The organism is Paraburkholderia sp. JPY419 (assembly GCF_050435705.1).
GTDB classification, from domain to species: Bacteria; Pseudomonadota; Gammaproteobacteria; order Burkholderiales; family Burkholderiaceae; genus Paraburkholderia; species Paraburkholderia youngii.
Map to the genome: position 1 here is coordinate 907,585 of NZ_JBNDKV010000004.1, position 26,086 is coordinate 933,670.

Genomic DNA, 26,086 nt, shown 5'->3' on the forward strand with positions numbered 1-26,086 from the left:
CGTCGCTCGAGCTCACTCAGCCCGGCAGTTTGGCTGCCAGCACATCCAGCCGGACGATGCTCGGCGGCGACGCGAACAGCTCGGCCGCCTTCTCCATCAACGCGGCCGCGACCTTGCCGTTCAGATGAGCGTCGCGGCCGGCTTCGTCGTCGAACGCATCGAAAATGGCGTAGATCGACGGACCGAGCTTCAGACCGAACCACGCTGCGGTGGCCGGTTCCTGCTCGACGAGCGGCAGGCCGCCGAGCAGAAACGCCTCGACTTCCTTTTCCTTGCCGGGCTTGGCTTCCAGACGGACATACAAAGCGAGCTTGACCATGATGCGACTCCTGGTGAGGTCGGCAGCGAACGATCCTTTCAAAGCGCTTTGAAAAGTATAGGCGGCGGCGTCTGACGCGGCGCCGGACCTACCCCGCGAGCAGGTCACGCGCCCGGAAAGCGCAGCTCGAAACGCACCACGCCCGGCAGCGGACACACCACGCGCGCGCTGCCGCCATGCAGATGCATGATCGCCTTCACGATCGCGAGCCCGAGTCCGTTCGATTCCGTGAACGCGCTGCGCGCCGCGTCGCCGCGATAGAAGCGATCGAACAGCCGGTCGAGTTGCGCGGCCGGAATCGGCTCGCCCTCGTTCTCGACCGTCACCAGCGCGCCCGCCTGGTCCTGCTCGCCGCGAAGGCGCACGATCGTGCCGCCCGCGCCGTAACGCACCGCGTTGACGACCAGATTGTTGATCGCGCGGCGGCACAGCATCGGATTGGCCGACGCGATGCCTGCCGCGTCGACTTCGAAACGCATGCCGCGTTCGTCGGCCAGGCCTTCGAAATAGTCGGCGATTCTGACGAGCTCGCCATGCAGATCGACCGGCTGCCGCTCGATCGACAACGCCGCATGGTCCGCATGCGCGAGAAACAGAATGTTCTCCGCGATATGGCTCAGGCGATTCAGCTCCTCCAGATTCGATTCGAGCAGTTGCTGATACTCGTCGGCTTCGCGCGGCTGCGCGAGCGCCACCTGGGTCTGGCCGACCAGCGCGCCGACCGGTGTGCGAATCTCGTGTGCGAGATCGGCGGAAAACTGCTGCAGGCGTTGATAGCCGTCGGCGAGACGATCGAGCATCGCGTTGAACGCGTACGTGAGTTGACGCAGTTCCACCGGCGCCGCTCGATCGTCGAGCCGCACCGCCAGATTCGTCGGGCTGATTTGCGCGGCGCGGGTGGCGATCTCGCGCACCGGTCGCAGCGCGCGGCGCAGCACGCAGTAAGCGAGCAGCGTCGCGGCCAGCATGCCGGTCAGCGCCGCCAGCACGATGCGGTTGCGGTACTCGGCCAGCATGCGCATTTCATGTGTCATCGGATGGCCGGCGATCACCTCGACTTCGGTGCCATCCTCGCGCGCTGTCGCGGTCGCGATCGCCCAATGCACCGGCACGCCGTCGGGAAGGTGCGTCCGACGAACGTCGGTGGCGCGCGGCGGATCACCTGCCGGGGCGAGCGGCAAATCAGGCACCGCGAGCCCGCCCGGATTCACGTCGACGAACGGCGCTTCGCCCGGCCGCCGGAAGATCAGCACGTCCTCCTCCGCGCCGAGCATCGTCTCGAACAGCAGCGGACGCTTCTTCAGTTCGCTGACCGAGTAAAGGTCGTGCACGATGCGGCTGAAATGCTCGACGCGGCCGCTCAGCACGACATCGGCGCGGCGTTGCAGCGCGACTTCGGCGGAATGATAGAAATACGCGCCGAGCGAACCGATCACCGCGCAGGCGATTAGCGCGAACAGCAACGTGGTGCGCGCGATCAGCGAGCGTTCGGTCCAGAGTCTCATGCGCCGTCGCCAAACGTGTAGCCGATGCTGCGCACCGTGTGAATCAGCTTCTTCTCGAACGGGTGATCGACCTTCGCGCGCAGGCGCTTGATCGCCACGTCGACCACGTTGGTGTCGCTATCGAAATTCATGTCCCACACTTCCGACGCGATCTGCGAACGCGACAGCGCTTCGCCCTCGCGGCGCACCAGTAGATGCAGCAGCATGAACTCCTTGTTGGTCAGCGGAATGTCGACGCCCTCGCGCGTGACCCGGCGGCGCAATACGTCGAGCTTCAAGTCGGCGACTTCGAACACGTCGCTTTCGCGGATCACGCCACGGCGCAATAGCGTGCGAATGCGCAGCACCAACTCGGTGAACGAGAACGGCTTGACCAGATAGTCGTCGGCGCCGAGTTCCAGACCGCGAATGCGGTCGCTGACCTGATCGCGCGCGGTCAGGAAAATCACCCGCAAATCGCGTCGCGCGCGCAACGCCCGCATGATTTCCCAACCGTCGATGCCGGGCAGCATCACGTCGAGCACCACGAGTTCGTAGTCGTGCCCGAGCGCCAGGTGAAGGCCGTCCGTGCCGGTGCGCGCGAGGTCTACCGCGTAGCCGTTCTCGCGCAGGCCCTTCTTCAGATAGTCGCCGGTTTTCGGATCGTCTTCGATAACCAGAATGCTCATGTTGCTCGCCGCTCCTGCGCACGACTCGACCCGCAAGGCCGGGCTCGCGCGCGCAATAAACGCCTGACGGGAGCGCTCGAAAAAACTTGCGACGCTCCCCGGCGGCCATTCTACGTGGCCGCCGTCGGCCATTGATGACGTTTTTGTCATCCTCCCGTCACCTTGATGAGCCGATGTGGCGGCTAGTCTGAAAGCACCATCCACCACGCTGCATCCCTTTCCTGGAGTTGCCTGATGAAGACACGCATGAACACTGTCCGCGCACGCACGCTGCGCGCCCTCGCCGTCCCCGCACTCGCCGCCGCGCTGTTCGCTACGACGTTCGCGGCTTTGGCCCAGACTGCCGTGCCGACCGGCGTGCGCGGCACGGTCACGTCGCTGTCGGGCGATCTGCTCAAAGTCCACACGCGCGACGGCCAGGACGTCGACGTGAAGCTCGCCGCCGACACGCCGATTCGCGGCGTCACGCTCGCGAACGTCACCGACATCAAGCCGGACAGCTATGTCGGCACCGCCGCGATTCCGCAGTCCGACGGCACGCTGAAAGCGCTCGAAGTGCATGTGTTCCCGCCGAGCATGCGCGGCTCGGGCGAAGGTCATCGACCGTGGGATCTCGGCGCGAACAGCACGATGACGAACGGCACGGTCGGCTCGCTGGTGGTCAGCAACGGCCGCACGATCACCGTCAAGTACAAGGACGGCGAGAAGAAGATCGTGATTCCGCAGGATGTGCCCATCGTCAGTCTGGAGCCTGGCAGCCGCGCGCTGCTGACGCCCGGCGCGAAGGTCGTGCTGTTTGCGCACAAGGAGGCAGACGGCTCGATGGCGGCGAATTTCATTTCGGCCGGTGAGCATGGCGTGACGCCGCCGATGTAACGCGGCACTTCTTTCGTCTTCCTCCCTCTCGTCTTTGAAGCCAATGCCCGACTCGCAAGCAGCTCTGATCGTTCATCCTCTCTTCGTTCGCGTGACGCACTGGATCAACGCGTTCGCGATGGTCTGCATGGTGATGAGCGGATGGGCAATCTATAACGCGTCGCCGATCTTTCCGTTCCGGTTTCCCGTAGGGGCGACGGTCGGCGGATGGCTCGGCGGCTCGATCGCATGGCACTTCGCGGCGATGTGGCTGCTGTGCGTGAACGGGCTGCTCTATTTCGCTTACGGCGTCGCCAGCGGCCATTTGCGTCGCAAGCTGCTGCCGGTGCGTGCCCGCGACGTGGCGCGCGATGCGGCGCTCGCGTTGCGCTTCAGACTGCCGCACGAGACCGGCCGGTACAACGCCGTGCAGCGCGCGCTGTATCTGCTGGTGCTGCTGCTCGGGGTGCTGCTCGTCGCATCGGGACTGTCGATCTGGAAGCCGGTGCAGTTCTCGTGGCTGACCGCGCTGTTCGGCGGCTTCGATTTTGCGCGGCGCGTGCATTTCGTCGCGATGGCCGGCGTGGTCGGCTTCGTCGTCGTGCATGTGCTGCTGGTGCTGCTGGTGCCGCGCACGTTGCCGCCGATGTTCACCGGACGCGCCCGGCACCGCACGCATCGGATCAATCAAGTCCCTCGGAGGACTCGCGCATGAGCGCCCCGCAACGAACCGACACGGCGAACGATACACACGCCAACACAGACGGCGCGCGCCGCTCATGCATCGTGCTTGCCGAGCACCGGCCGCAAATCGAGCAATTGCAACGCCGCTTATTTCTGCGCTCCTCGCTATCCATTGGCGCGCTCGCGATGCTGTCCGGCTGCAATCTGCAGGACAATGATTCAGTGGACAAAGTGCTGTGGGCGATGTCGCGCTGGAACGATCGCGTGCAGGCGTGGCTCTTCAATCGCAACAAGCTAGCGCCGACCTATGCCGCGCGCGATATCACCGATCCGTTTCCGTTCAACGCGTTCTATCCCGAGTTCGATGCACCCGATATCGACGGCTCGAGCTTTCGGCTCGAAATGTCGGGGCTCGTCGCGGACAAGCGCAGTTGGAGTCTCGAGCAGTTGCGCAAATTGCCGCAAGTTTCGCAGATCACTCGTCACGTGTGCATCGAGGGATGGAGCGCGATTGGACAATGGAGCGGCGTACCGTTTCGCACCTTTCTCCAACTGATCGGCGCCGATCTGAGCGCGCGCTACGTGGGCTTCAAATGCGCGGACCGCTATTACTCGAGCCTCGACATGGCGACCGCGCTCCATCCGCAAACACAATTGACGCTCGATTTCCGCAACGCGCCGCTGCCGGCCAAATACGGTTATCCGCTGAAGCTGCGCGTGCCGACCAAGCTCGGCTTCAAGAACCCGAAGCATATCGCCGCGATCTTCGTGACCAACACGAACCCCGGCGGCTACTGGGAAGATCAGGGCTACAACTGGTTCAGCGGACTCTAGACCGCGGTCACATAACGCGGCACCGGCTTGTGCGCGCGCGGCAGCGGCGCATCGTGAGCGGCGCGCATGCGCTTGACCTCGTCGCCGGGACTCAGGCCGAATAGCCGCTTGAACTCGCGGCTGAACTGCGACGCGCTTTCGTACCCGACCCGCGCGGCGGCTGCGCCGGCATTCAAGCCATCCTGCACCATCAACAGACGCGCGTGATGCAGACGCGTGGTCTTCACGTACTGCATCGGCGACGTCGCGGTGACAGCCTTGAACTGCGCATGAAACACCGCGAGACTCATACCGGCCTCGGCTGCGAGCGTATCGACATCGAGCGAGCCGTGGTAGTCCGCATGAATGCGCCGCAGCGCCTTGGCGATGCGGCCAAAGTGATTCTGGTGCGTGAGCGCCGCGCGAATCGCGCCGCCCTGCTCGCCGGTCAACACGCGATAACAGATTTCCCGCACGATTCCAGGGGCGAGGATGCGCGCATCGAGCGGCGCTGCGAGTGCTTCCATCAGACGCTTCACTGCGCCGCTCAGCGCGGGATCGAGCGGCGTCGAGTAGATGCCGGCCGGTTCGTGCTGCGCGATACCCTGAGTCTCGTTGAGCGCCATCAGCAACTCGGCGACCATCGTCAGATCGACGCGCACGGAAATGCCGAGAAAAGGCTCCTGTTCGCTTGCTTCGGTCTCGCATTCGAACGGCAACGGCACCGACAACACCAGGTACTGCTGCGCGTCGTACTGGAACACCTGATCGCCGATAAAGCCGCGCTTGCGTCCCTGGCAAACGATCACGATGCTCGGCTCGTACATCACCGGCCTGCGCGCCATCGGCTGATTCGCGCGCAGCAGGTCGACGCCTTCGAGGCTCGAACGCGTGATGCCGGGATTCGGCGCGAGCAGGTTGAACAGTTCGAGCACGCGGCGCTGCGCCGCATCGTTCGTGACGTAATCGACAGCTTGAGTGGACATGACGATATGGTGACAGCCAGGAGAATAATGCCTGGAATTTAGCACCAAACAGTGTATCGCGCTGCTCCTCCAGAGTTTTAGGCAAACCTTCAAGACAATCAGGTATTCCCCGGCGGGTGCCGGACTCCTAAGATGGGAACCCTGCCGGATCGCCCTTTTCGCCGCGCGCAGCGTGCGCGGTAATTGGCCACCATCAGTCTGCTGGACGCTGATGTTGGCCACCTACGCACGCGCCCCGACTCCGGTTCATGCTGCGGCCCGCCGCATCCGCAACCCAGTGTTGCGCATCGCCGGCGCGTCGCATGTTGCGCCATCACCCTCTTTGCTGGAGTTTACCCATGAGCACGACGTATGCCTATGCAGCGACCGACGCCACCACGCCGCTCGCCCCATTTGAATTCCAGCGCCGCGCATCCCGCGCCCATGACGTGCAGATGGAAGTGCTGTACTGCGGCGTGTGCCATTCCGACCTGCATCAGGCGCGCAACGAATGGAAGAACACGATCTACCCGGTTGTGCCGGGCCACGAAATCGTGGGCCGCGTGACCGCGGTCGGTCCGAACGTAACGAAGTACAAGGTCGGAGAACTGGTCGCGGTCGGCTGTCTGGTCGATTCGTGCCGCACCTGTTCGAGCTGCGCGGAAGGTCTCGAGCAGTATTGCGAGAACGGCTGGGTGGGCACGTACAACGGTGTCGATCGCGTCGACGGACAGATCACGTACGGTGGCTATTCGACGCAACTGGTCGTCGACGAAGCTTTCACGCTGCGCGTGCCGCAGAATCTCGACCCTGCGGGTGTCGCGCCGCTGCTGTGCGCGGGCATCACCACGTATTCGCCGCTGCGCACGTGGGGCGTGGGCCCGGGCAAGAAGGTCGGGATTGTCGGCCTCGGCGGACTCGGCCATATGGGTGTGAAGCTGGCTCGGGCGATGGGTGCGCATGTCGTGCTGTTTACGACGTCGCCGTCGAAGATCGAGGATGCGAAGCGGCTTGGCGCGCATGAAGTTGTTGTTTCGAAGAATCCGCAGGAGATGGAAGCGCATGTGAATAGCTTCGATTTCATTCTCAATACGGTGGCGGCGCAGCATGATCTGAATCCGTTTTTGAATCTGCTGAAGCGGGATGCGACGATGACCTTGGTCGGTGCGCCGGAGCACGATCATCCGTCGCCGCAGGTGTTCAATCTGATCTTCAAGAGGCGGCGCCTTGCTGGTTCGCTGATTGGCGGTATTGCCGAAACGCAGGAAATGCTCGATTTCTGCGGGGAGCATGGCATTACTTCGGATATTGAAATGATTCCGATGCAGAAGATCAATGAGGCTTATGAGCGGATGCTCAAGAGCGATGTGAAGTACAGGTTTGTGGTTGATATGGATTCCCTGCGGAAATAGTTGCTTTTTTTTGTCCGCGCAGCGGGTGGCATTTTTTTGCGCCCGCGGCGCGAGGTTCTGTTTTGTTTTGTTGTTGTGTTTTTTTGCCTTCGCGCTTTTTCTGTGTTCTTAGGGTGTTGGCCTTTCCTTGATTTCTTGTCGGTCTATTAGCGTTGCCCCTGTGCGGGGCGGCACCTACTTTCTTTGCTGCTGCAAAGAAAGTAGGCAAAGAAGACAGCTCAAACCGCAAGCTCATAAGCGGGTCCCTCGGTCCGCGTGAGGTAGTGGTGCATCTGGAATCTGTCATCTCGCGCATTTCGCGTTAGTGACAAGGCAGTCATACCTCCGGCGGCGCTGCGCGCGCCGAAGCACTGTTCTCACCATTGGTTGTTTCAGCGTGTCGCCGAGGCGCAGCCGATGGCCCCACTAACACAAAAAAACACACTGGTTTCCCCTGCATACCGGTCCGCGACGCACGTAGTGCGGAGTGGGATGGATGACGGCTTTGTCACTGCCGTCGAATGTGGGGGGCACGGATTCCAGATGCACCACTGCCGCTTGTGGGGCACGGTGCCCGCTTAAGAATTAGCGGTTTGAGCTGTCTTCTTTGCCTACTTTCTTTGCAGCAGCAAAGAAAGTAGGTGCCGCCCCGCACAGGGGCAACGCTAATAGACCGACAACAAATCAAGGAAAGGCCAACACCGCAAAGAACAAAGACAAACCACCCGCCGCAGGCAAAAAAAGAGAAACCTCATTTGGAGCATCCCAGTGATCGACAGAATAACTGCAATGCGCACATTCATCCGAATCGTGGACACCAACAGCTTCACCCGCGCAGCGGAGTCATTGAACATTCCGCGCGCAACCGCGACGACGATCGTACAGAACCTGGAAGCCCTGCTAGGAACAGCGCTATTAGTCCGCACGACCCGCCGCCTGAGCATCACACCAGAAGGCGCCGCCTATTACGAACGCTGCGCGCAAATACTGGCCGACATCGACGAAATGGAAGCCAGCATCCGCAACTCGACCGACAACCTGACCGGCCGCCTGCGCATAGAAATGCCGAGCGCAGTAGCAAGCGCAATCGTGCTTCCATCGCTAGACGAGTTCCACGCCCGTTACCCGAACCTCGATCTCGCGATCGGCGTCAGCAACCGCACCGTCGATATGGTTTCCGAAGCAATCGACTGCAGCATCCAGCTTGGTGAATTGCCCGATTCCAATCTCGTCGCGCGCCAACTCGGCACGCTCGATCAGGTCACCTGCGCGAGTCCAGCCTATCTGGCCAGCCACGGCACGCCAGCCGATCTCGACGAGCTGCGCGCGCACGTCGCGGTCAACTGCGTGTCGCCGCATAGCGGCCGCGAATGCGACTTCGATTTCGAAGTGGACGGCGAAGCGCGCAAGGTCAAGCTCAACGGCTTCGTGCAGGTCAGCGACGAACAGGCGTACCTCACCTGCGGACTGCAAGGCCTCGGCATGATCCAGCCCGCGCGCATCGCCGCACAGCCTTACCTCGACTCGGGCTTGCTGCATGAAGTGCTGCCGCAATGGAAACCCGTGCCGATGCCGGTCTCGGTCGCGTACGTGAAAAACCGCCGCGTGTCGCCGCGCGTGCGCGCGTTCGTCGATTGGCTCGCGGAGCTGTTCGAGAAGGCCGGCCACGTCGAGCAGGATCTGTCGCGCGTGCGTCAGTTGCTGCGCGGCCTGCATCCCGCATAAAGCGGGTGCGGGCGCGCGGCGCTCGCGCGTTGATTAGTCCATCGGCCGCACCGGCACGGGCCTCGTCAACAGATCGACAAAGAAATTGAAAAACGCCGGATTATCAAATCGTTTGACGACCGTCATCTTCTGCAAACCCGGCGGCGGCGAACTCGCGTAGCCCGTTGCCTTGCCATCGTTGGCGCCGATGCCCGTATCCACATCCACCCATTCCTCGACGGTCTGCGTCGCGAACGACGGATGCATCAGATACGCGAGCGTCAGCGTGTCCCAAATGTTCGTCGTGTAGTTCGGATTGGTCTCGAAGCCGTTCTTGCCGTCGTAGCCGTAACCGTTCAGCGTCCTGAACAGTTGCGTGATGATGGTCTGCTTCGCCGGATCGTGTGCAATGCGGTCGTAAAGCGCCTTGTCCATTTGCACGGTATTCGTTACGTCGAGCGGAATCACCGTCTGTCTGATCGGCAGATGCAGCACTGTTTTCGCCGCTTCGGGATCGAACCACCAGTTGAACTCGGCAGTGGGCGTGGTATTGCCCGGCACGTCGATCGCGCCGCCCATGTAGATGATCTGCTTGATCAGCGGCACGATTTCGGGGTGCTCGCGGGTGGCCAACGCGATGTTGGTCAGCGGGCCGATTGCGAGGATCGTCACCTCGCCCGGATAGCGCTTCACCGATTCGACGATGAAGTCGATCGCGCTCTGGCTTCGCACCTTGGTGTGCGTCGCGAAGCCATCCGGCGGCGCGACGAGCTCGCTTGCCGATTTCGGCTCGGGCTTGCTCCATGCGCCAATGTAACCGTCCCCGCCGGGGAATTCTTTCAGTTCCCGCTGGATCGTCGTGAAGTCGTGCGATAGCGCGTAATTCGCGCCCGCATACACGCCGATCTGTTGTTCGACGCCGAGCCGCTCGACCGATTTCAACGCATCGGCAACACCCTGCTTGAGCCACTGATTGCCGGACACCACGGTAATGCCGAGCACTTTCAGCGAACCCTGCGCCTGCAATTGCGCGGCCATCACGCCGAGTTGCCCGTCGTCGCCGAGCGTGTTGTAGTCGCTGTCGATGATCACCTTCGGCGGATCGCTTCGGGCATTGACACCGGTGCTGGCGTAAGCCGTGAGATCGAGTGTGATTGCCACGCTTGCCGCCCAGATCAATGCCACGAGAATTCGCCTCATCGATGCCTCCTTTGAAATGCCGCTGAATGACGCGGACAAGGAAACCATCATAGGCGCAAGCCATGTGAATGACGAACAATCAACGCACAACGACAGCGCAAGCAAAAGCGGCTCGCGACGCCACTGCAACGTCGCGAGCCGCCTCGAATTGCGCGCCGTCAAAGGCGCATTACTGCGATTCCTCCGCCCACACGGCGTTCTCCCGCGTCATCAGCGAGGTCGATGCCGCCGGTCCGAACGTGCCCGCCGAATACGAGCGCGGCCGCTCGCCCGACTTCGCCCAGCCGTCGAGAATCGGCTCGGCCCACGCCCATGCCGCTTCGAGTTCGTCGCGGCGCATGAAGTGCGTCAGCCGTCCGCGGATCACGTCGATGAGCAGCCGCTCATAGGCTTCCGCGCGACGCTCGGTGAACGCCTGCTGCAGGTCCAGGTTCAGGTTCACCGGCAGCATATGCATGCCGCTGCCGGGTTCTTTCGCGAGCACCTGCAGCTGGATCGACTCTTCCGGCTGCAACTGGATCACCAGCCGGTTGCCGTAGGTGCGTCCATTGCTCGGAATGATCGAGAACGGCAGCTCCGAGAATTCGATGACGATCTCCGACAGCTTCTTCTGCATCCGCTTGCCGGTGCGCAGGAAGAACGGCACGTTGGCCCAGCGCCAGTTGTTGATCCGCGCGCGCAAGGCGACGAAGGTTTCGGCGCGGCTGCCCGCCGGCACGTTTTCTTCTTCGAGGTAGCCCTTGACCGCCTCGCCGTCGACGGCGCCCGCCGTGTACTGGCCACGCACCGTGTCGCGGGCGATGTCCTCGGGCGTCATCGGCCGCAGCGAGCGCAGCACCTTCAGCTTTTCGTCGCGCACCGCGTCGGGATCGAGCGACACCGGCGGCTCCATCGCGACGATGCACAGCAGTTGCAGCAGGTGGTTCTGCACCATGTCGCGCAGCGCGCCGGTCTTGTCGTAGAACCCCGCGCGAGTGCCCACGCCGACCGTTTCGGCCACCGTGATCTGCACGCTCTTGATGTACGGCGCCTGCCACAGCGGCCCGAAAATCGGATTGCCGAAGCGCAGCACCATCAGGTTCTGCACGGTTTCCTTGCCGAGGTAGTGGTCGATCCGGTAGATCTGCGATTCTTCGAAATGCTTGCCGACCGCGTTGTTGATCTCCTGCGCGGACGCGAGATCGTGGCCGAGCGGCTTCTCGAGCACCACACGCGAATTACCGTCGATAAGCCCAGCCGACGCTAGGTTGTCGCAGATATTGGTGAACAGATCCGGCGACGTCGCCAGGTAGAACACGCGGTTCACGCCGTCGCGCGATGCTTCTTTCAGGCGCTGGTAGTCCTCGGGCGAATCGACGTCCATCCGCACGTATTCGAAAATCGCGAGAAATTTGTCCCACGCGGATGCATCGAACGCCTTCTTGTCGATGAAGGGCCTGGCCTTCTGCTCCATGAATTCGCTGATGTATTCCTCGCGCGACCAGGGCTTGCGCCCGATCGTCAGAATGCGGGTGTCCGGCGGCAGGTTGCAGTGCAGATGCGCCATGTACAGCGCGGGCAGCAGCTTGCGGAACGACAGGTCGCCGGTGCCGCCGAAGATGATCATGTCGAGCGGCAGGTCGGGTGTGGCAGGAGCTTGTTGGGTCTTCATGGCACGGTCGCAGCGTCTAGGGGGAAGGCGTCGATCAGGAATCGGCGGCGGGCGGACGGGCTATGGCTCACGTCCGGTATGGCGCTTTTTCCGGCAAACTTCTATGGTGCAACGTTTTGAGATAGTTTGCACGGCAACATCTGCCGCAGGTTAGCGCAAGTTGCCAAGCTTGCGCGCCACGCGGTTGTTTTTCGGGATATTTTGCGCGATTTTGGCGGGTGGACCGCCGACGGTCAGCCGCGCGCCAGCGCGTCTCGCGCGACCCGGCACGCGGCCAGATCCCACGCCGCGCAGCCGACGCTCTTGAACACCACCGGTCCCGCCGGCACCGGCTGCGTCTCACCGAGCACCGCGGCGATCCCGCCCACCCGCGCCCAGTCGACGCCCGCCTGGATGAAATCGCCGGCCTCGTGCTTCGCGCCGGCCTCGTCGTCGACGAACAGCGCGCTGCCCGCGATCGTCGTCGCGCCGATCTCGACCATCTGCGGCGTGAAAGCGCCGACACCGATCACGAGCCGCTCGGCGCGCGCTGTCTCGTCGTAGACCGGCTGTTTGCTCGTGGTCAACGCGATCACGACCTCGACCGAAGCCGGAATCGTCGCGCCGGTTTCCGCGAGCGGCCGCAACTCACGCACCTTGCCGCGCTGCGCCGCGCAGAACGCTTCGGCGCGCGCGGGCGCGCTGCCCTTGACCCACACGCACGCGTCGGGAGACAGTTCGCCGATCGCTTCCAGATGATTGAGCGCCTGCGTGCCGGTGCCGATCAGCAGGAATTCGCGCGGCGTGCGCGCGGCGAACGTCGCGATGCCGAGCATCGACATCGCCGCAGTCCGGCGGCCGGTCACGGTCGGACCGTCGAGGACGAACAGCGTCTCGCCGGTATCGGCATCGAAGGCCATCACCTGGCCGTGGATCGTCGGCAGATGGCGAGCGCCGTTGCTCGCGCACACGTTGACGAGTTTGTGGATCGCCAGATCGGGCGCGGTGGCGGGCATCGACAGCATGATGCCGCCGGCGTTCAGCGGCACGACGAGCCGCTCGGGGCTCACGATGTGTCGTTGCGCGTAGTCGATGCTTGCGCGCCGCAATGCGTCGACAAGCGCCGCATAAGGCATCAGCCGCGCGGTGGCGGCGGCGTCGAAGATCTGCGTGGTCGGGCGGGTCATGGGCGGGACGGTCCAATGCTGGATGGAGTGGGCATGGCGTCACCGTAACCGAGCGCAAGAAAATTGACTAGTCGTGTGGGCGGCTACTTCCCGCCGTTACCGTCGCGGTTCTGGTCGCCGTTCTTGCCGTTGCCGTTACCGTTGCCGTTGCCGAACATCGCCCGACACGCCGGGCTCAGTTCGTCGAGGTGCCGCTTCATGCAGGCGATGATCTTCGCCCGGTGCGGAATCTCCGCGGCGCAGAAATGGAACGCATCATGACGGCACGCATGGGCCTGTTCTTCGCGGGTCGCGGCCTGCGCGGCGCCGGCAGCGTCGAGCACGACGAGGCTGGCGGCAAGCAGGCGGAAGGCTCGATTCATGGGAGATCCGATAGGTCGCACGTCAAAGATGCTGCCTCAGCAGGAAGCAGACCCGAATCGCGAAGGCCGCGTCATGCCCAGCGCGCCAGCTAGCTCGTGCTGCGGCCGAGCGTCATCCCCCGCCCTGCATAGAAACGCGACATCGTCGCGAACGGCAGGTACACGTCGGACTGATGCGGCGCGACGCCCGACGGGTTATGGAACCACACGCCGTCGCGATCCCGGCCGTGCAGCAGGATCAGATGACCGCCCCGCTGCCGGTTCGGCCGCTCCGGATAGCGGATCTCGGGGCTCACCGACACGATCGCGAGCGTATCGGCGTCGAGCCGCGCCGCGATCTCCTCGAGCGACGCCTGCGGCAGCACGTCGATATCGAGGCCGAAGGCCGGGCCTGCCCAGTCGGCGAACGGCCGGTAGATCAGCCCGTCGACACCGCCATCGTCGCGCAGCCGATACACGCCGTGCCGCAGCGCGTCGTCGAGCAATGCGGCGCGCGGCGCGTGATCGATGCCCCAGTAGTCGAGCGCCGATTCCAGGCACGTCAGCCCGCACAGGCGTTGCGCCCAGAAACGATAGTGCTCGGGGTCGGCGAAACCGCTGCGCTGCCAGTGCGGGTCGTCACACGGATCGCGCTGCTGTTCGACGATGTCGCGCACCCACTCGGGGCTGCCCCATTGCGTGTAGTACGGAACATCGGCGTGGCGGAGAACGGGTTCGGTCATCGCTGGTATCGATCGGGTCGAGTTGTACTGGGTCGGGTTGCGTTGCGCACAATCACAGCATGCTGCGCGGCCGCTTCATCGTGCCGTCGAAGAAACGCTGCAAACGGAACGCCGACAGATCGAGCGACGCGTTGCCGCCATCGTTGAGTTCAGCGAGCAGCTTGCCGACGATCGGCCCCATCGCGAACCCATGTCCGCAAAAACCGGTCGCGATCGTCAGGCCAGCGACCTGCGGCGGCGCATCGATCACAGGAATTCCATCGGGCAACACGTCGATCAGCCCGGCCCACGCCTCGACCACCTGGGCGTCGCGCAACGCCGGAAACAGCGCGCGCAGCTTGTTCAGCGCGCGCGGCGCGTGGCTCGGGTTAGGCTGCGGATGCGGGTCGCGCGGATAGAGCACACGTTCGGCGTCGGGCACGCCGCCCGGCAGACGTTCGCGCAGATCGCGCAGACAGGCGCCGTTCAGATGGAAGCTGAACTTCTCGCGCTGCGTCCACAGTTCCGGCAAGAACCATTTGAGCGCGCGGAAATGGCCGAGCGTCATGTCGACGTCGACCTGCATGTCGTCGGCGAGATTGATCGCGCCGCTCGCGCGCTGCCGGATGCCGAGGCCGTGCCCCCAGAACGTCGACGCCGTGATCGGCGGCAGCGGATTGGTACGCATGCAGGTACCGCGCACCGCCTGCTGAGGCAGTTCGAGACCCAGCGTCCTTAGGAGCCGCCAACTGCTCGCGCCGGCCGCGCAGATCAAACGCGAGGTACGAATCGTGCCGCGCTCCGTGACCACGCCGGCGATCGCGCCACCCGCGCGTTCGACGCCGACCACGCCGCAGCCCTCGAAAAACAAAGCGCCGGCTTCAGCCGCGCGTGCGGCGAACGCCGCGGCCGCACGGCGCGGTTCGGCCTGACCGTCGCTCGGCGTGTACAGCCCGCCAAGCGCGGGCCCCTGCATGCCGGTGACGACGGCGTCGATCTGCCCGCGGTCGAGCGTGCGGGTGTCGAGGCCGTGCTGACGTGCGACTTCGAGCCATTGCTGGAACGAAGTCCAGTCTTCGTCATTGGTCGCGACATACAGGCAACCGCCCTGGCGCCATTCGAGATCGAAATTCAGCTCACGCTCGAGTTCTTTCCACAACGGAATGGACGCCATCATCAGCGGCACCTCGGCGGCTTCGCGACCCTGCTGGCGCACGAAGCCCCACGCGCGCGACGACTGCTGCCCGGCGATCCGCGACTTGTCGAGCACCACCGCCGACAGGCCGCGCCGCGCCAGGTAATAAGCGGCCGCGCAGCCCATGATGCCGGCACCCGCGATCACGACGTCGGCGCGGCTGGGAAACGGTTGGTCGGCGGGCGTGAAGGTCGAGTGCAGCGGGTAAGTCGTGGTCATTGGTTGGGCGGGTTGGAGACGTGGGCGTCATCTTCGCAGTGGCGGCCATTGTCCGCAATGCCGCGTGAGTTCGGCACCGCTGCTGGTCGCAGCCAGGACGACGCACCGGCTCCTGCCGGATTCCGCGATTATCCGTCACACGGATATTCGTCGATTATCTGTGACGCAAATATTTGACAAATATTCGTGTAACGCATAAATTGCGTTTATTCGTCTCGCAAATAATCCGCCATGCTCCATCTGATCACCACGTCGGACCAGCTCGCGCAGTTGCTGGCGGCCAGCCGCCGCCAGGCCGGCTTCACGCAGACCGAGGCGGCCGCGCGCGTCGGCGTGAGCCAAAGCCGCATTTCCGCGCTCGAAACCGATGCGAGCGGGCTCACGCTTACGCAGCTGCTCGCGCTGTGCGGCGCCTACGGCCTGCAATTGCAGTTGCGCGACAAAAATCAGCCGAGCGCCGAGCCGGCACCGAACGTCGAGTGGTGAGATGGCCCGGCAAACCGCCTCGAAGGCATTGTCGGTCTGGGCCAACGGCGAGCGCGTCGGCGTCTGGCGCCTGCCCGCGCGTGGTCCGATGGAGTTCGCCTACGACGCCGCCTGGATCGCGTCGCCCGCGGGTCGTCCGTTGTCGCTGTCGCTGCCGTTCACGCCCGCAACATGACGCACAAAGGGCCGCGGGTGCTCAACTACTTCGACAACCTGCTGCCCGACAGCGACGCTATCCGCAAACGCATCGCGCAGCGCTACCGGACCGAAACGCTCGACGCGTTCGACCTGCTGCGGGCCATCGGCCGCGACTGCGTCGGCGCGGTCCAACTGCTCGGCGAAGACGACGCGCCGGTCGGGGTTCAGCGCATCGAAGGCACGCCGCTCTCCGACGACGACATCGAGGCGCTGCTCGCGCAAACGGTCGGCAAACCGACGCTCGGCGCGCCCGACGAACCCGACGACTTCCGCATCTCGCTCGCCGGCGCGCAGGAGAAAACCGCGCTGCTGTGGCACGACGGCCAATGGCAGCGGCCGCACGGCGCGACGCCGACCACGCATATCTTCAAGCTGCCGTTGGGGCTAGTCGGCAACCGGCTCGCCGATCTGAGCACGTCGGTCGAAAACGAGTGGCTGTGCATGCGGATTCTGCGCGAGTTCGGCCTGCCGGTCGCGAACACGGAGGTGCTCAGCTTCGGCCAACAGCGCGTGCTCGCCGTCGAACGCTTCGACCGGCAGATGCATTCGAGCGGCAGCTGGCTATTGCGTTTGCCGCAGGAAGATTTCTGCCAGGTGTACGGCGTGCCGTCGCATCGCAAGTACGAGAACGAGGGCGGCCCCGGCGTGCTCGATCTCGCGCGGATTCTGCAGCAGTCGGTCGATGCGCGGCAGGACCTCGAGACCCTGCTCGCGAGCCAGATCCTGTTCTGGATGCTGGCCGCGCCGGACGGCCACGCGAAGAACTTCAGCATCCGTCTGCTCGCGGGCGGCCAGTACCGTCTGACGCCGCTTTACGACGTGATGTCGATCTGGCCGGTCGAAGGCAATGGCCCGAACCAGTGGCCCGAACCAGTGGTCGTGGTACAAGGTGCGGCTTGCGATGGGTCTGTGGTCGCGCAGCAAGCACGATGCGTTTCGCGACGTGCAGCGGCGTCATTTCAACGCGATGGCGTTGAAGTGTTCGTACGGCGCCAACGCCGAGCCGCTGATCCAGCGTCTGATCGAGCAGACGCCCGGCGTGATCGAGCGGGTGTCGGCGGCGTTGCCCGAGCGCTTTCCGGGCAAGGTCGCCGAGCGGATTTTCAAGGGACTTCAAAACTCGGCGGCCCGGCTCGACACGATGCCGGCGAGTTGAACGCTTTGCGGCCAGAAGCCGGAACCGTTGGCTTGCGCACAACTCATTCGTGGATTCCCTACGGTTTCGTCATCGTTTCACCGGTAGAATACTTTTTGATGCTCAATGCATCAAAAGTCACCCGCGCGACGGCTGCGTCGCTTGCATTAGCGGCCTCGGCGACGGTCTGACAAAATCATAAACAGTGAATTTTTTTACGGTACATTTGCTGTCCCCGCGTGGCCGATTCATGCGCATTGCATGCGCACGGTCGGCTTGCGCCTGTCGACCGCGTACCACCTGTACCTTTTAACTCGCGGATTTTCACGCAGTATGGCCAACGAAACACACTCACCGGACTCCATCGCGGTTGCCGAGCGCGTGCGCGAGTTGATGAGCCGGCATGGAATCGGCAAGCGCCAGCAAACCACGGAGCTATGCCGCATCCTCGATCTGAGTTTTTCTCAGGGGCACCGCAAACTGCGCGGCAATAGTCCATGGACGCTGTCGCAGATCAAGAAAGTCGCCGAGGTATTCGACGAACCGGCGGCGCAGCTGTTCGGCGCGCAGTCGCTCGATCCGGGCGTGGTCGGCGCGATCGCCCAAGAGGCGGTGTTCTGCATCGGCGCGACCGAAATCGCCTGTACCGCGTGGGTCGGCGCCGCGCTCGAACCGGGTAGCCGTCCGGAGTTCGTCGCCTATTCGCGGCTCGGTCAATGGCGTGTCTCGCGACATGATGGCGCGCTGTATCAGAGCGCCTATGAAGTCCACAAGATCGAGATCTATCCGCGCCGCGCCGAAACCGACAAGCCTTCCATCGCGGTCGTCGACGACGATTGCGCGAGCGCCGATAACCTGCGCGACTATCTGGAGCGCAGCGGCTTCGCGGCGGTCGCGATCTATGGGCTCGCGGCCTTCAGCGAGCAGTTGCAAACCCAGGTGTTCGACGGTGTGATCATCGACTGGCTGTTCGGCTCGCAGACCTCGGCGGCCGCGATTCGCGCGGTGCGCGCGTCGGAGAACCCGGACGCGCCGATCTTCGTGCTGACGGGCGAGCTGCTGACCGGCAAGGCCAGCGAATCGGAGATCAGCGAAGTGATCCGCGATTACGACGTCGCGTGCTACGAAAAGCCCGCGCGCATGGCGATCCTCGTCGCCGATCTGTCGAAGCGGCTGAATCGCCTCTGAACCGCTGGCGCCGATGCGCCCCGGGCGCGGCACCGCCCTCACGCCTGATGCCGCGCCGCCAGCGCGCGCTGCAGCGCGTGCTTCAGATCCTCGTAATGGACCGGCTTTAACAGCGCCTCGAACACCGACGGCGCGCCAGTCACCCCACCTTCATCATCCCGCACGACCTCCGGCGCGTACGCGCTGACCACGATCACCGGCACGCCCGCCGACGGTCCACCGCGCACCGCGAAGTCCTCGAGAAACGTGTAGCCGTCGCGCCCCGGCATATGCAGATCGAGCAGCACCACTTCGCAGCGGTGTGTAGCGAGCCACGCGAGCGCGTCGTTCGCGTTGCCGAGTGCGAGCGAGTCGTAGCCCATGTGCGCGACCATTTCGCTGAGTGACTCGCGGATCAGGCTGTTATCGTCGATGATCAGCACGCACGGTTGCGCGCCGTCCGGCTCTGCTTGCACCGCGACGTCGGCCGGCTCGACGGTGGCGACCGGCACGACCGGAATCGTCACCGTGAAGCGGGTGCCCTCGCCGACCGTGCTCGCGACATCCACCGTGCCGCCGAACAGCTTGACGAGCCCTTGCACGATCGTGAGCCCCATGCCGGCGCCTTCGAAACGGCGCGAGCGCTTCGCGTCGAGCTGCGTGAACTCCTCGAAGATCAGCGGGATCTGCTCGGCCGGCACGCCCGGTCCCGTATCGCTGACGACGAAAACCAGCAGCGCCGGCTGCTGGCGCAGCTCGACGCGCACCGTGCCGGTCTCGGTGTAGCGGATCGCGTTGGTGACGAGGTTGTTGACGATCTGCCGGATGCGGTGCGGGTCCGACTCGACGAGCCCGCTCGTGCCGCTCGCCTCGCTTTCGAGCTTCAGGCCGCGCGCCTTGGCGGACATCGTGTGTTCATCGACGATCGATGCCAGCAGCTCGCGCGGCTCGAAATGCTGGTGCCGCAGTTCGAGCTTGCCGGCGCCGAGGCGCGCGTAGTCGGTCAGGTCCTTCATCTGCGCTTCGAGATGGCGCGCCGCGGTTTCGAGCCGCTGGATAACCTTGCGGTCGGCCTCCGTGTGATAGTGGAAGCCGAGCAGTTCCACCGACGACACGATCGCATGCAACGGCGTGCGCAGCTCATGGCTGATCATGCCGAGAAACGCATCCTTCGCGAGGCTCGCCTCGCGCGCCGCGCGGCTTGCCTGATGCTCGGCTTCCAGCGCCGCGCGCTGCTGGCGCATGAGCCGCGTGCGGCGCCGGCCGTTGAGCACGAGCAGCAGCGTCGCCGCCGCCGACAGCAACAGCAGCACCAGACCACCCGCGAAAAGGAGGCGGCGTTTGTCGATGAAATCGCGGTTCATCGCTTCGCGGTCGGCGACATCGGCGAAACGGCGCGACAGCGCAAGATCGTTGACCTCGCTCCAGTGCTGGCGCAGCTGCGCGTCGATTCGCGCGGCACGGGTGCGGTCGCGCGGTAGTACGTCGATCTCGGGCTGGATGTCGTCGAGCACATTCTCGAGCGTCCTGATTTCGTCGATCTGCCGTTGCAACAGAGCGAGCTGCGCGGAGAGCCGCTGCGTCGAGCCGGCCATCACGCGCAGCTTCGATTGCAGCAGCTGGAAGCGCAGCAGCAACCGCTGATAGTCGTCGTCGGCGCCGGACTGATACAGCAGCAGTTGGTTCTCGAAGCGAGCGTAGGCGATCTGCAGTTGTGCGGCGTCCCAGTAGAAACCGTCGTAGGTGCCGGTCAACTGCTCGGTCGCGCGCGGGTTCAACAGGTTCGCATACAGCAGGTAGCCGATCGCGCCGACGGGCGCGGCGAGCGCCATCAGCCAGATCAGCACGTACATCCCGCGCCGCCACGGACGACGCGCTATTTGACGATGAGGGCCTTGATCTGCCATACGAATTTCGAGTCGCCGACCGCGCCAGTCAGTTCATCCGGAAAAGCGTCGCGCGGATAGATCAGAAACAGCGGCCCGAAGTCGCTGAGTTTCAGGCGCTGGCCGTTCATGCTGTACGCGACGATCACGCCGTAGCGTTCGCAGTCCGCGACCGGCACGGTGTAGGTGTAATCGTCGTACGTGTGAAGCTCGATTTCGCTGCCGCGCGCGCCGACGGCCTTCAGGATGTCGGCGAGCCTGGGACCGGCGAACGTCGAGCGCGGTGTCCAGGTGGTCGAAGTCGTGATCGTATGCACGGGCAGCGCGAGCAGTTGAGCCTCGTCGAAGTGATAGCTGCGATGCGCGGCGTCGTTGGTGTTGGCGATCTTGCCCTCGACGTCGAGCGCCAGCGCCGGCGACTGCCGCACGCCCGGCTGCGCATGCGCGCCATAGACGGTAAGCCCGACGATCAGTCCCGCGAGCCCCGCCAGCCAGCGCATCCGCGAGGGCACACCGGTTTCGCCGGCTGCATTGCGCAGCGTTGCAATCAGGTTGGCCATTTGCTTTTTTTATCCGTTTTAGTTGATTCGCCGGACCGTGGGCGGCGCCACGGTCAACCGATCTTATGCCACGCGAAGTGTTGCGCCATACCGTGCAGTCAAACGCGTGCCGCCCCGACACGCGACCTTTGACCCGAATGCATAATATCGCCAAAATGCGCTGACTCAAAAACCCGATAGTCATGAACAAGCCGGTCTTGCCCCTGACGTACGAACAGCTCGATCATTGGATCGAATCGCTGCAAACCGAGTTGCTCGCCGAGCGTTTCACGATGGCGCTCGGCATTCTGCGCGGCGGCGCGCCGCTCGCGCTGATGGTGTCGCACGCGGTCGGCGCGCCGGTCGCGTTCCTGCGCTACGATCGCCAGACGCGCGCGGTCGCATGGGATTCGACGCTGCCGATCCCGCCCGCCGGCTCGAAAGTGCTGTTGTGCGAGGACATCGCCGGACGCGGTTTTACGCTCGCCGATTGCATCGCGTTCCTGCAGTCGCACGGGCTCGAAGTCAAAACGCTGACCGCCGCGGTCGATGAACTGAGCCGCGTGCAGCCCGACTACGCGATCGACGCGCGCGGCTACTTCGCCCTCTTTCCATGGGAGCGCCAGGCGTACACCGAGCGCTACCGCGACGACTGGGCACGCGTCGAAGCCGGCGCCGCGCCGGGGATGGCCTACGACCACGAATACGCGGCTTACGCGATCGACCTCGATGGCATCCTGCTGCCCGACGTCCCGCTCGCGCGCTACGACGAAGACCTTGCCGGCGCGCTCGCCGAGCGCGACGCGCTGCTGCCGTTCGAGGTGCTGCCCGGCATCGACCTGCAACACGTGCGCACGATCATCACGGGGCGTCCGGAGATGGATCGCGCGCGCACCGAAGCGTGGCTCGCGCGACACGGCTTCGCTCATCTGCAACTGGTGATGCGCGCGCCCGGCCTGCATGACGACAGCCCCTCCGGCGCGGCCGCGCACAAGGCGAGCGCGGCGCTGCGCTCGGGTGTCACGCACTTCGTCGAAAGCGATCCGGTGCAGGCGCTGCTGATCGCGCAGCAGGCGCCTTTGTTGCGAGTGATCTGGTGGGATGCGCTGACGCGCACGGGGATGCTGGTGAGCGCAAGGGCGTGGAGTTGAGCCGAGCTCAGCGCTCTACTTGTCCTTGCCCTCGCGCAACTGCAAATGACGCGCGGCCCGCTGCGACGCGACGACGATCAGCTTCATCGTCGCGCGCGTCGCGCCGACGAACAGCTTGCGCGCGACGCGTTCGTCGAACGCGTCGAAGTCGATCTCGGTGAAGATCACGCACGGCGCCGCCTGCCCCTTGAAGCGGTAGATCGATTCGAACAGCACGTCGCCGTCGCGATACTCCGGGTTGCCGAACAGATCGTATTTGCCGGTGAAGCTGCGCAGCCGATGCGGTCCGAGATGATCGAGCGCGCTCATCGCCGAACCGTCCCTGCCGCGGAACGACAGCACCACGATGTCCTGCTTGCGAAAGCCGAGCCCGAGCGCGTGGGTGATCGCGCGCTTGGTCGCGTCGATACTGCTTTCGGCGGCCTGCGCTTCGTCGTAGACCGACACCGAAACGTCTGAGCCGTCGAACGGACTGCCCGACGCGAGCGCCGCGGCAAGCGGCACCGACGAGCCGACCACATCGCGCAGATAGTCGAGGATGTCACGCGGACTGCGGTAATTGGTGGTTTCCTTCAGCGTGGCCCAGCCGGGTAACGACACCGGCTCGCGCATGTACAGATTCTGCAGCGGGTCTTCGAGCCACCACCACGCGCCGCCCGGCCGCAGCAGCCGCTCGAGCGAGGCAATCCACGACTGCTGGAAATCCTGCCCTTCATCGACGATCAGCACGTCGAACCGCCAGCGCGGCTCGATCGGCGTGTCGGCGAATCCGGCCTCCAGTTGGTCGAATACCTGCGCGGACTGGAAATCGGGCGCGCGGCCCGCGTCGCGCATGATCCAGTCGCACAGCTGGTGATAGTTCGCGACCTTCGCCTCCGGCGGCGCGACCCGCGCGATGTGATCGGCGAGCGGCCGGTTGAAGCACACGTACAACGGCCGCTCGCCGCGCGCGACCGCGTCCCTCATCACCTGCACCGCGAGTTGCGTCTTGCCGGAGCCCGCCGTGCCGACCACGCGCAAACGGAACGGCGCGAATTCGAGCCGCCGGGCCCACGTGGCGAGTCCGCCCGACAGGCGCGTGACGAGCGTGCCCGCCTGGCCGACGAGCGCGCTCGTGTCGGGTGCCAGCGCGAGTTCGTCGGCGAGAAAGTGATGCATTTTCGATGCGCTGGGAAGGCGCGGCTCATCGGCCGGCAGCGCTTCGCGGATGATCGCCGCGAGCCGTTCGCGCCGTGTCGCGTCGACGATGCGCGCGGGATTCACGCCGGCGATCGCCGCATCCTTGACGATGTGATCGGGACAGTACAGCAGTTCCTCGATGAAATACGTGCCGGCGCCGAACGCCGCGGTAAAACGCCGGTGCAGACTCTCGATCGTATGCGCGAGCGCGATCGCGACGTTGCGCTCGGTCTGCAGATACACCTTGACGAGCCCCTTCGGCGTTTCGCGCAGAAAGCCGGTCTTCTGCTCGATGATCATCAGACGCCCGGCGGGGCTAACGATCACGAAGTCGGCCTCGCCGAATACCGAGAAGTTCTGGTTCAGGCGAGTCCAATGCACGCCGTGATAGACGGTGTAATCGTCGGGCAGTGCCTGTTCGAGCAGCGCGAGCGTTTCGCGTTCGCGCGCCGCCGCGCCGGTCGCTTCGAGGCTCTTCCAGTCGTCGGGAACAATGCGGGCCATGCGGTGCCTTATTGGGTTTGGATGCGTGAGTCCACGCGTGTCGGCTCAGTGCGCAATTCGGGGTGCGGTCATTGTACGCAACGCGGTGGCGGGCGTCGCATCCGCGAGGCTGCGTGCCGCCTCGCGCGGAGGGCGCCTCTCGGATGCCGCGCAAAGCTTCGCGCATCGTGTATCGTAACTGGCTGAACGCCGCGCGCGAGGCGCGGCTTGCCAACCGTAAGAGAAAAGGATTTACCGGATGATTACGATCTGGGGACGTACCAATTCAGTCAACGTCCAGAAAGTATTGTGGTGCTGCGACGAACTCGTACTGCCATTCGACCGCATCGACGCGGGCCTGCAATTCGGCCGCAACAACGAACCCGACTATCTCGCGATGAACCCGACCGGCAAGATTCCGACGCTGGTCGACGACGACTTCGTGCTGTGGGAATCCAACTCGATCCTGCGCTATCTGGCGATGCAATACGGCGAATCGAGCCTGCTGTATCCGGCCGAGCCGAAACTGCGCGCGAGCATCGACCGCTGGCTGGACTGGTCGCTGTCGACGCTGCAGCCGGTGGAACGTCCCGTGTTCTGGTCGCTCGTGCGCACGCCGGAGGCCGAGCGCGACGCCGCCAAACTCGCCGCCGACGTGAAGGCGGTCACCGTGCTGTGGCGCCTGCTCGACACGCATCTGCAGGGCCGCTTCTTTCTCGAAGGCGAAAAGTTCACGCTCGCCGATATCGTGATCGGCGCGTACGCGAAGCGCTGGTTCGGCCTCGACGGTTTGCAGCGGCCGTCGCTGCCGAGTCTGGAGCGCTGGTATTCGCGTCTGACGACGCGCACCGGCTTCAAGAAGTACGTGGATTTTCCGTTGACCTGAACGGCCGGTTCATTGGCGACTTCGTAAGCGCCGCCCGCGCGCTTGTGCCGCGCCTGTGCCGCGCCGATCCACCGACCGGCGCGGCGACCCACCGCGCATGCCTCTATAATCGACGCATGAAAACCGCCAACCCCGCCGCCAAGCCCGCCGCAACCGGCCATCCGGTCACTCCCGCACCTGCCGCCTCCGCCGCCGATGCGCACGAGCATCATGTGCATCACGACGTGCATCAGCCGTCGCAGGAAGCGGCTCTCGCACTGGCCGAGCAATATTGCCGCGAACGCGGCGAAAAACTCACGCCGATCCGGCGCAAGGTGCTCGAACTGCTGCTGAACTCGGGACGCGCGACCAAGGCCTATTCACTGCTCGACGAAATGCGCCAGATTCACCCGGGCTCGGCGCCGCCAACCGTCTATCGCGCGTTGGATTTTTTGCTGTCGGCGGGACTCGTGCATCGGATCGAGTCAATCAATGCGTTCACCGTCTGCCATGATCTGACGCAATGCCAGCACGGCATTCTCGTCGTATGCCAGCAATGCGGCAGCGTCACCGAGTTGCATCAACCGAAGCTGCGCCAGGCCCTGATCGCGCAGATCGAAGACGCGGGCTATCGGCTCGCGAGCGACGAAATCGAGTTGAAGGGCCTCTGTGCGGCCTGTCAGGCGGCCGCAATGGCTGGCGAAGCCGCGCCGGTGGCCGCGGCGAAATAGCGGCGCGCTACGCGTCAGGTGCGCAACGCGGTGTGATGCGCTGCGAAGCGTCGATGGCCGCGCGCTGTTCCGCAAAACGACGTCTTCCCGCCGCGCGCCGGCCTGCTACTACTCGCTCTCCACGAAAGCCCGCTGCGAGCCCGCTACGAAGCGGCGATCACCCCGCCGCGCGGGCGTCGATCGCGTCGCGCAGCAACGTCACGAGCGCTTCGGGTAACGCGGGTTTGGTCATGAAATGCTGGAAGCCTTCGCCGATGCTGCGCAGGCGATATGCGTCGTCGGTATGGCCGGTCAGCGCCACCGCCACCGCGGGTGAATGGCCGCCGCAAATCTCGTGGTCGCGCAGCCGCTGGATCAGATAGAAGCCATCCATGGTCGGCAAGTCGAGGTCGCAGACGACCGCGTCGGGAAGCAACTCCATCGCCGCCACGACACCCTCTTCCGCATCGGCGACCGCGCATACCTTCGCGCCTTCCGCCTCGAGTAGCAAGGTCAACGATTCCCGGCTGTCGGGGTCGTCCTCTACCAGCACGATCGTGGCCTGATCGAGCCTCATTGCTGCATTCATCGTATGTTGTTGCTCTGGAAAACCGGTTAGGCCATCGGAAGTGGCCAATGTTTCAGTCTGCTGATTGCCGCCGATTTGCGCGGCCGATGTGTTGCTGTCCATGGTTCCGACTCGATTTCGCACGCCGAGTTGCAGACAGGTCCGCGATTGTAAAACATTGCTGAGCACCTTCCCGAGTACAACGCGTGCGCACGGTAACGCGCCAAAATTGCACGTCGATGAAAAAACGGCGCTCGACGCATGCCGCGATTTAGCTGCTGAGTGTCCGCAGTTTTTCCGCGGCTCGCCGATTGCCGGCAC

The 26,086-nt window shown here is 64.3% G+C and carries 25 protein-coding genes and 1 pseudogene; 11 read left to right on the forward strand and 15 right to left on the reverse strand.

What is annotated here, in order from left to right:
- Positions 1-16: 16 nt before the first annotated feature.
- The 3 genes from QFZ91_RS32655 to QFZ91_RS32665 form a co-directional block, all read right to left on the reverse strand.
- Entirely contained in the window at positions 17-319 is a 303-nt protein-coding gene (locus QFZ91_RS32655) for a putative quinol monooxygenase (protein WP_176384599.1), read from the reverse strand.
- Positions 320-423: 104 nt separating this feature from the next.
- Complete coding sequence (locus tag QFZ91_RS32660) at positions 424-1,824, reverse strand: heavy metal sensor histidine kinase (RefSeq protein WP_429569725.1); 1,401 nt, start codon at positions 1,822-1,824, stop codon at positions 424-426.
- Positions 1,821-2,492, reverse strand: coding sequence for a heavy metal response regulator transcription factor (locus tag QFZ91_RS32665; RefSeq protein ID WP_176123114.1), 672 nt, complete (start codon positions 2,490-2,492; stop codon positions 1,821-1,823). The genes QFZ91_RS32660 and QFZ91_RS32665 overlap by 4 nt, the downstream gene beginning before the upstream one ends.
- A gap of 246 nt (positions 2,493-2,738) precedes the next feature.
- On the opposite strand from QFZ91_RS32665, the gene QFZ91_RS32670 reads away from it, so the two are divergent.
- Genes QFZ91_RS32670 through QFZ91_RS32680 form a run of 3 tightly spaced genes read left to right on the forward strand, consistent with a single transcriptional unit; the run spans position 2,739 to position 4,865 of the window.
- Positions 2,739-3,368: a hypothetical protein gene (locus QFZ91_RS32670; protein WP_429569726.1), complete on the forward strand. Its 630-nt coding sequence runs from the start codon at positions 2,739-2,741 to the stop codon at positions 3,366-3,368.
- A 43-nt stretch (positions 3,369-3,411) separates the two neighbouring features.
- Positions 3,412-4,062, forward strand: a complete 651-nt coding sequence (locus QFZ91_RS32675; RefSeq protein ID WP_429569727.1) for a cytochrome b/b6 domain-containing protein — start codon at positions 3,412-3,414, stop codon at positions 4,060-4,062.
- The gene (locus QFZ91_RS32680) at positions 4,059-4,865 is read left to right on the forward strand and encodes a molybdopterin-dependent oxidoreductase (protein ID WP_429569728.1); all 807 of its coding nucleotides are present in this window, start codon (positions 4,059-4,061) and stop codon (positions 4,863-4,865) included. The genes QFZ91_RS32675 and QFZ91_RS32680 overlap by 4 nt, the downstream gene beginning before the upstream one ends.
- Here the strand turns inward: QFZ91_RS32680 and QFZ91_RS32685 are convergent.
- Positions 4,862-5,830: an AraC family transcriptional regulator gene (locus QFZ91_RS32685; RefSeq protein ID WP_176384610.1), complete on the reverse strand. Its 969-nt coding sequence runs from the start codon at positions 5,828-5,830 to the stop codon at positions 4,862-4,864. The two genes, QFZ91_RS32680 and QFZ91_RS32685, sit on opposite strands and share 4 nt — an antisense overlap.
- 338 nt (positions 5,831-6,168) lie before the next feature.
- Here QFZ91_RS32685 and QFZ91_RS32690 point away from each other — a divergent pair, with 338 nt between their 5' ends.
- On the forward strand, positions 6,169-7,221 hold the full coding sequence (locus QFZ91_RS32690) for an NAD(P)-dependent alcohol dehydrogenase (protein WP_429569729.1): 1,053 nt from the start codon (positions 6,169-6,171) through the stop codon (positions 7,219-7,221).
- Here the strand turns inward: QFZ91_RS32690 and QFZ91_RS32695 are convergent.
- Entirely contained in the window at positions 7,166-7,456 is a 291-nt protein-coding gene (locus tag QFZ91_RS32695) for a hypothetical protein (RefSeq protein WP_429569730.1), read from the reverse strand. The genes QFZ91_RS32690 and QFZ91_RS32695 overlap by 56 nt on opposite strands.
- 512 nt (positions 7,457-7,968) lie before the next feature.
- On the opposite strand from QFZ91_RS32695, the gene QFZ91_RS32700 reads away from it, so the two are divergent.
- Complete coding sequence (locus QFZ91_RS32700; RefSeq protein ID WP_429569731.1) at positions 7,969-8,925, forward strand: LysR family transcriptional regulator; 957 nt, start codon at positions 7,969-7,971, stop codon at positions 8,923-8,925.
- A gap of 33 nt (positions 8,926-8,958) precedes the next feature.
- Here the strand turns inward: QFZ91_RS32700 and QFZ91_RS32705 are convergent, their stop codons facing one another.
- From QFZ91_RS32705 to QFZ91_RS32730, 6 genes are all read right to left on the reverse strand, one after another.
- Positions 8,959-10,104 (reverse strand): nucleoside hydrolase, encoded by a 1,146-nt coding sequence (locus tag QFZ91_RS32705; protein ID WP_429569732.1) that lies wholly within the window; start codon positions 10,102-10,104, stop codon positions 8,959-8,961.
- 169 nt (positions 10,105-10,273) lie between these two features.
- Positions 10,274-11,755: a glucose-6-phosphate dehydrogenase gene (gene zwf / locus QFZ91_RS32710; protein WP_429569733.1), complete on the reverse strand. Its 1,482-nt coding sequence runs from the start codon at positions 11,753-11,755 to the stop codon at positions 10,274-10,276.
- A 233-nt stretch (positions 11,756-11,988) separates the two neighbouring features.
- Positions 11,989-12,921: a bifunctional Delta(1)-pyrroline-2-carboxylate/Delta(1)-piperideine-2-carboxylate reductase gene (gene lhpI, locus QFZ91_RS32715; RefSeq protein ID WP_429569734.1), complete on the reverse strand. Its 933-nt coding sequence runs from the start codon at positions 12,919-12,921 to the stop codon at positions 11,989-11,991.
- Positions 12,922-13,004: 83 nt separating this feature from the next.
- Complete coding sequence (locus QFZ91_RS32720; RefSeq protein WP_429502833.1) at positions 13,005-13,283, reverse strand: hypothetical protein; 279 nt, start codon at positions 13,281-13,283, stop codon at positions 13,005-13,007.
- Between the two features lie 89 nt (positions 13,284-13,372).
- The gene (locus QFZ91_RS32725; RefSeq protein ID WP_429569735.1) at positions 13,373-14,005 is read right to left on the reverse strand and encodes a C39 family peptidase; all 633 of its coding nucleotides are present in this window, start codon (positions 14,003-14,005) and stop codon (positions 13,373-13,375) included.
- 52 nt (positions 14,006-14,057) lie between these two features.
- Entirely contained in the window at positions 14,058-15,398 is a 1,341-nt protein-coding gene (locus tag QFZ91_RS32730) for an NAD(P)/FAD-dependent oxidoreductase (RefSeq protein WP_429569736.1), read from the reverse strand.
- Between the two features lie 231 nt (positions 15,399-15,629).
- Here QFZ91_RS32730 and QFZ91_RS32735 point away from each other — a divergent pair, with 231 nt between their 5' ends.
- From QFZ91_RS32735 to QFZ91_RS32745, 3 genes and pseudogenes are all read left to right on the forward strand, one after another.
- The gene (locus QFZ91_RS32735) at positions 15,630-15,884 is read left to right on the forward strand and encodes a helix-turn-helix domain-containing protein (protein ID WP_018433135.1); all 255 of its coding nucleotides are present in this window, start codon (positions 15,630-15,632) and stop codon (positions 15,882-15,884) included.
- Between the two features lies 1 nt (position 15,885).
- Positions 15,886-17,238: pseudogene (locus QFZ91_RS32740) on the forward strand (type II toxin-antitoxin system HipA family toxin).
- A 312-nt stretch (positions 17,239-17,550) separates the two neighbouring features.
- A complete protein-coding gene (locus QFZ91_RS32745) occupies positions 17,551-18,405 on the forward strand; it encodes a helix-turn-helix domain-containing protein (protein WP_429569737.1) in 855 nt (284 codons plus the stop codon).
- Between the two features lie 38 nt (positions 18,406-18,443).
- Here the strand turns inward: QFZ91_RS32745 and QFZ91_RS32750 are convergent, their stop codons facing one another.
- Both QFZ91_RS32750 and QFZ91_RS32755 read right to left on the reverse strand, forming a co-directional pair.
- Positions 18,444-20,291 (reverse strand): ATP-binding response regulator, encoded by a 1,848-nt coding sequence (locus tag QFZ91_RS32750; RefSeq protein WP_429569738.1) that lies wholly within the window; start codon positions 20,289-20,291, stop codon positions 18,444-18,446.
- Complete coding sequence (locus QFZ91_RS32755; RefSeq protein WP_176123130.1) at positions 20,261-20,830, reverse strand: molybdopterin-dependent oxidoreductase; 570 nt, start codon at positions 20,828-20,830, stop codon at positions 20,261-20,263. The genes QFZ91_RS32750 and QFZ91_RS32755 overlap by 31 nt, the downstream gene beginning before the upstream one ends.
- A 182-nt stretch (positions 20,831-21,012) precedes the next feature.
- On the opposite strand from QFZ91_RS32755, the gene QFZ91_RS32760 reads away from it, so the two are divergent.
- Complete coding sequence (locus QFZ91_RS32760) at positions 21,013-21,960, forward strand: phosphoribosyltransferase (protein WP_429569739.1); 948 nt, start codon at positions 21,013-21,015, stop codon at positions 21,958-21,960.
- Positions 21,961-21,975: 15 nt separating this feature from the next.
- Here the strand turns inward: QFZ91_RS32760 and QFZ91_RS32765 are convergent, their stop codons facing one another.
- The gene (locus tag QFZ91_RS32765) at positions 21,976-23,643 is read right to left on the reverse strand and encodes an ATP-binding domain-containing protein (RefSeq protein WP_429569740.1); all 1,668 of its coding nucleotides are present in this window, start codon (positions 23,641-23,643) and stop codon (positions 21,976-21,978) included.
- Between the two features lie 238 nt (positions 23,644-23,881).
- Between QFZ91_RS32765 and QFZ91_RS32770 the strand changes: the two genes are divergently transcribed.
- Both QFZ91_RS32770 and QFZ91_RS32775 read left to right on the forward strand, forming a co-directional pair.
- Positions 23,882-24,508: a glutathione S-transferase family protein gene (locus QFZ91_RS32770; RefSeq protein ID WP_429569741.1), complete on the forward strand. Its 627-nt coding sequence runs from the start codon at positions 23,882-23,884 to the stop codon at positions 24,506-24,508.
- A gap of 116 nt (positions 24,509-24,624) precedes the next feature.
- Positions 24,625-25,218: a Fur family transcriptional regulator gene (locus QFZ91_RS32775; RefSeq protein WP_429569742.1), complete on the forward strand. Its 594-nt coding sequence runs from the start codon at positions 24,625-24,627 to the stop codon at positions 25,216-25,218.
- Positions 25,219-25,375: 157 nt separating this feature from the next.
- On the opposite strand, the gene QFZ91_RS32780 is transcribed toward QFZ91_RS32775, so the two are convergent.
- The gene (locus QFZ91_RS32780; protein ID WP_429569743.1) at positions 25,376-25,888 is read right to left on the reverse strand and encodes a response regulator; all 513 of its coding nucleotides are present in this window, start codon (positions 25,886-25,888) and stop codon (positions 25,376-25,378) included.
- Between the last annotated feature and the right edge of the window lie 198 nt (positions 25,889-26,086).

Excerpts from the sequence above, each read along its gene's own strand:
- QFZ91_RS32655 (WP_176384599.1), bottom strand. The coding sequence starts at position 319 with ATGGTCAAGCTCGCTTTGTATGTCCGTCTGGAAGCCAAGCCCGGCAAG.
- QFZ91_RS32660 (WP_429569725.1), bottom strand. The coding sequence starts at position 1,824 with ATGAGACTCTGGACCGAACGCTCGCTGATCGCGCGCACCACGTTGCTG.
- QFZ91_RS32665 (WP_176123114.1), bottom strand. The coding sequence starts at position 2,492 with ATGAGCATTCTGGTTATCGAAGACGATCCGAAAACCGGCGACTATCTG.
- QFZ91_RS32670 (WP_429569726.1), top strand. The coding sequence starts at position 2,739 with ATGAACACTGTCCGCGCACGCACGCTGCGCGCCCTCGCCGTCCCCGCA.
- QFZ91_RS32675 (WP_429569727.1), top strand. The coding sequence starts at position 3,412 with ATGCCCGACTCGCAAGCAGCTCTGATCGTTCATCCTCTCTTCGTTCGC.
- QFZ91_RS32680 (WP_429569728.1), top strand. The coding sequence starts at position 4,059 with ATGAGCGCCCCGCAACGAACCGACACGGCGAACGATACACACGCCAAC.
- QFZ91_RS32685 (WP_176384610.1), bottom strand. The coding sequence starts at position 5,830 with ATGTCCACTCAAGCTGTCGATTACGTCACGAACGATGCGGCGCAGCGC.
- QFZ91_RS32690 (WP_429569729.1), top strand. The coding sequence starts at position 6,169 with ATGAGCACGACGTATGCCTATGCAGCGACCGACGCCACCACGCCGCTC.
- QFZ91_RS32695 (WP_429569730.1), bottom strand. The coding sequence starts at position 7,456 with ATGAGCTTGCGGTTTGAGCTGTCTTCTTTGCCTACTTTCTTTGCAGCA.
- QFZ91_RS32705 (WP_429569732.1), bottom strand. The coding sequence starts at position 10,104 with ATGAGGCGAATTCTCGTGGCATTGATCTGGGCGGCAAGCGTGGCAATC.
- zwf (WP_429569733.1), bottom strand. The coding sequence starts at position 11,755 with ATGAAGACCCAACAAGCTCCTGCCACACCCGACCTGCCGCTCGACATG.
- lhpI (WP_429569734.1), bottom strand. The coding sequence starts at position 12,921 with ATGACCCGCCCGACCACGCAGATCTTCGACGCCGCCGCCACCGCGCGG.
- QFZ91_RS32720 (WP_429502833.1), bottom strand. The coding sequence starts at position 13,283 with ATGAATCGAGCCTTCCGCCTGCTTGCCGCCAGCCTCGTCGTGCTCGAC.
- QFZ91_RS32725 (WP_429569735.1), bottom strand. The coding sequence starts at position 14,005 with ATGACCGAACCCGTTCTCCGCCACGCCGATGTTCCGTACTACACGCAA.
- QFZ91_RS32730 (WP_429569736.1), bottom strand. The coding sequence starts at position 15,398 with ATGACCACGACTTACCCGCTGCACTCGACCTTCACGCCCGCCGACCAA.
- QFZ91_RS32735 (WP_018433135.1), top strand. The coding sequence starts at position 15,630 with ATGCTCCATCTGATCACCACGTCGGACCAGCTCGCGCAGTTGCTGGCG.
- QFZ91_RS32745 (WP_429569737.1), top strand. The coding sequence starts at position 17,551 with ATGGCCAACGAAACACACTCACCGGACTCCATCGCGGTTGCCGAGCGC.
- QFZ91_RS32750 (WP_429569738.1), bottom strand. The coding sequence starts at position 20,291 with ATGGCAGATCAAGGCCCTCATCGTCAAATAGCGCGTCGTCCGTGGCGG.
- QFZ91_RS32755 (WP_176123130.1), bottom strand. The coding sequence starts at position 20,830 with ATGGCCAACCTGATTGCAACGCTGCGCAATGCAGCCGGCGAAACCGGT.
- QFZ91_RS32760 (WP_429569739.1), top strand. The coding sequence starts at position 21,013 with ATGAACAAGCCGGTCTTGCCCCTGACGTACGAACAGCTCGATCATTGG.
- QFZ91_RS32765 (WP_429569740.1), bottom strand. The coding sequence starts at position 23,643 with ATGGCCCGCATTGTTCCCGACGACTGGAAGAGCCTCGAAGCGACCGGC.
- QFZ91_RS32770 (WP_429569741.1), top strand. The coding sequence starts at position 23,882 with ATGATTACGATCTGGGGACGTACCAATTCAGTCAACGTCCAGAAAGTA.
- QFZ91_RS32775 (WP_429569742.1), top strand. The coding sequence starts at position 24,625 with ATGAAAACCGCCAACCCCGCCGCCAAGCCCGCCGCAACCGGCCATCCG.
- QFZ91_RS32780 (WP_429569743.1), bottom strand. The coding sequence starts at position 25,888 with ATGGACAGCAACACATCGGCCGCGCAAATCGGCGGCAATCAGCAGACT.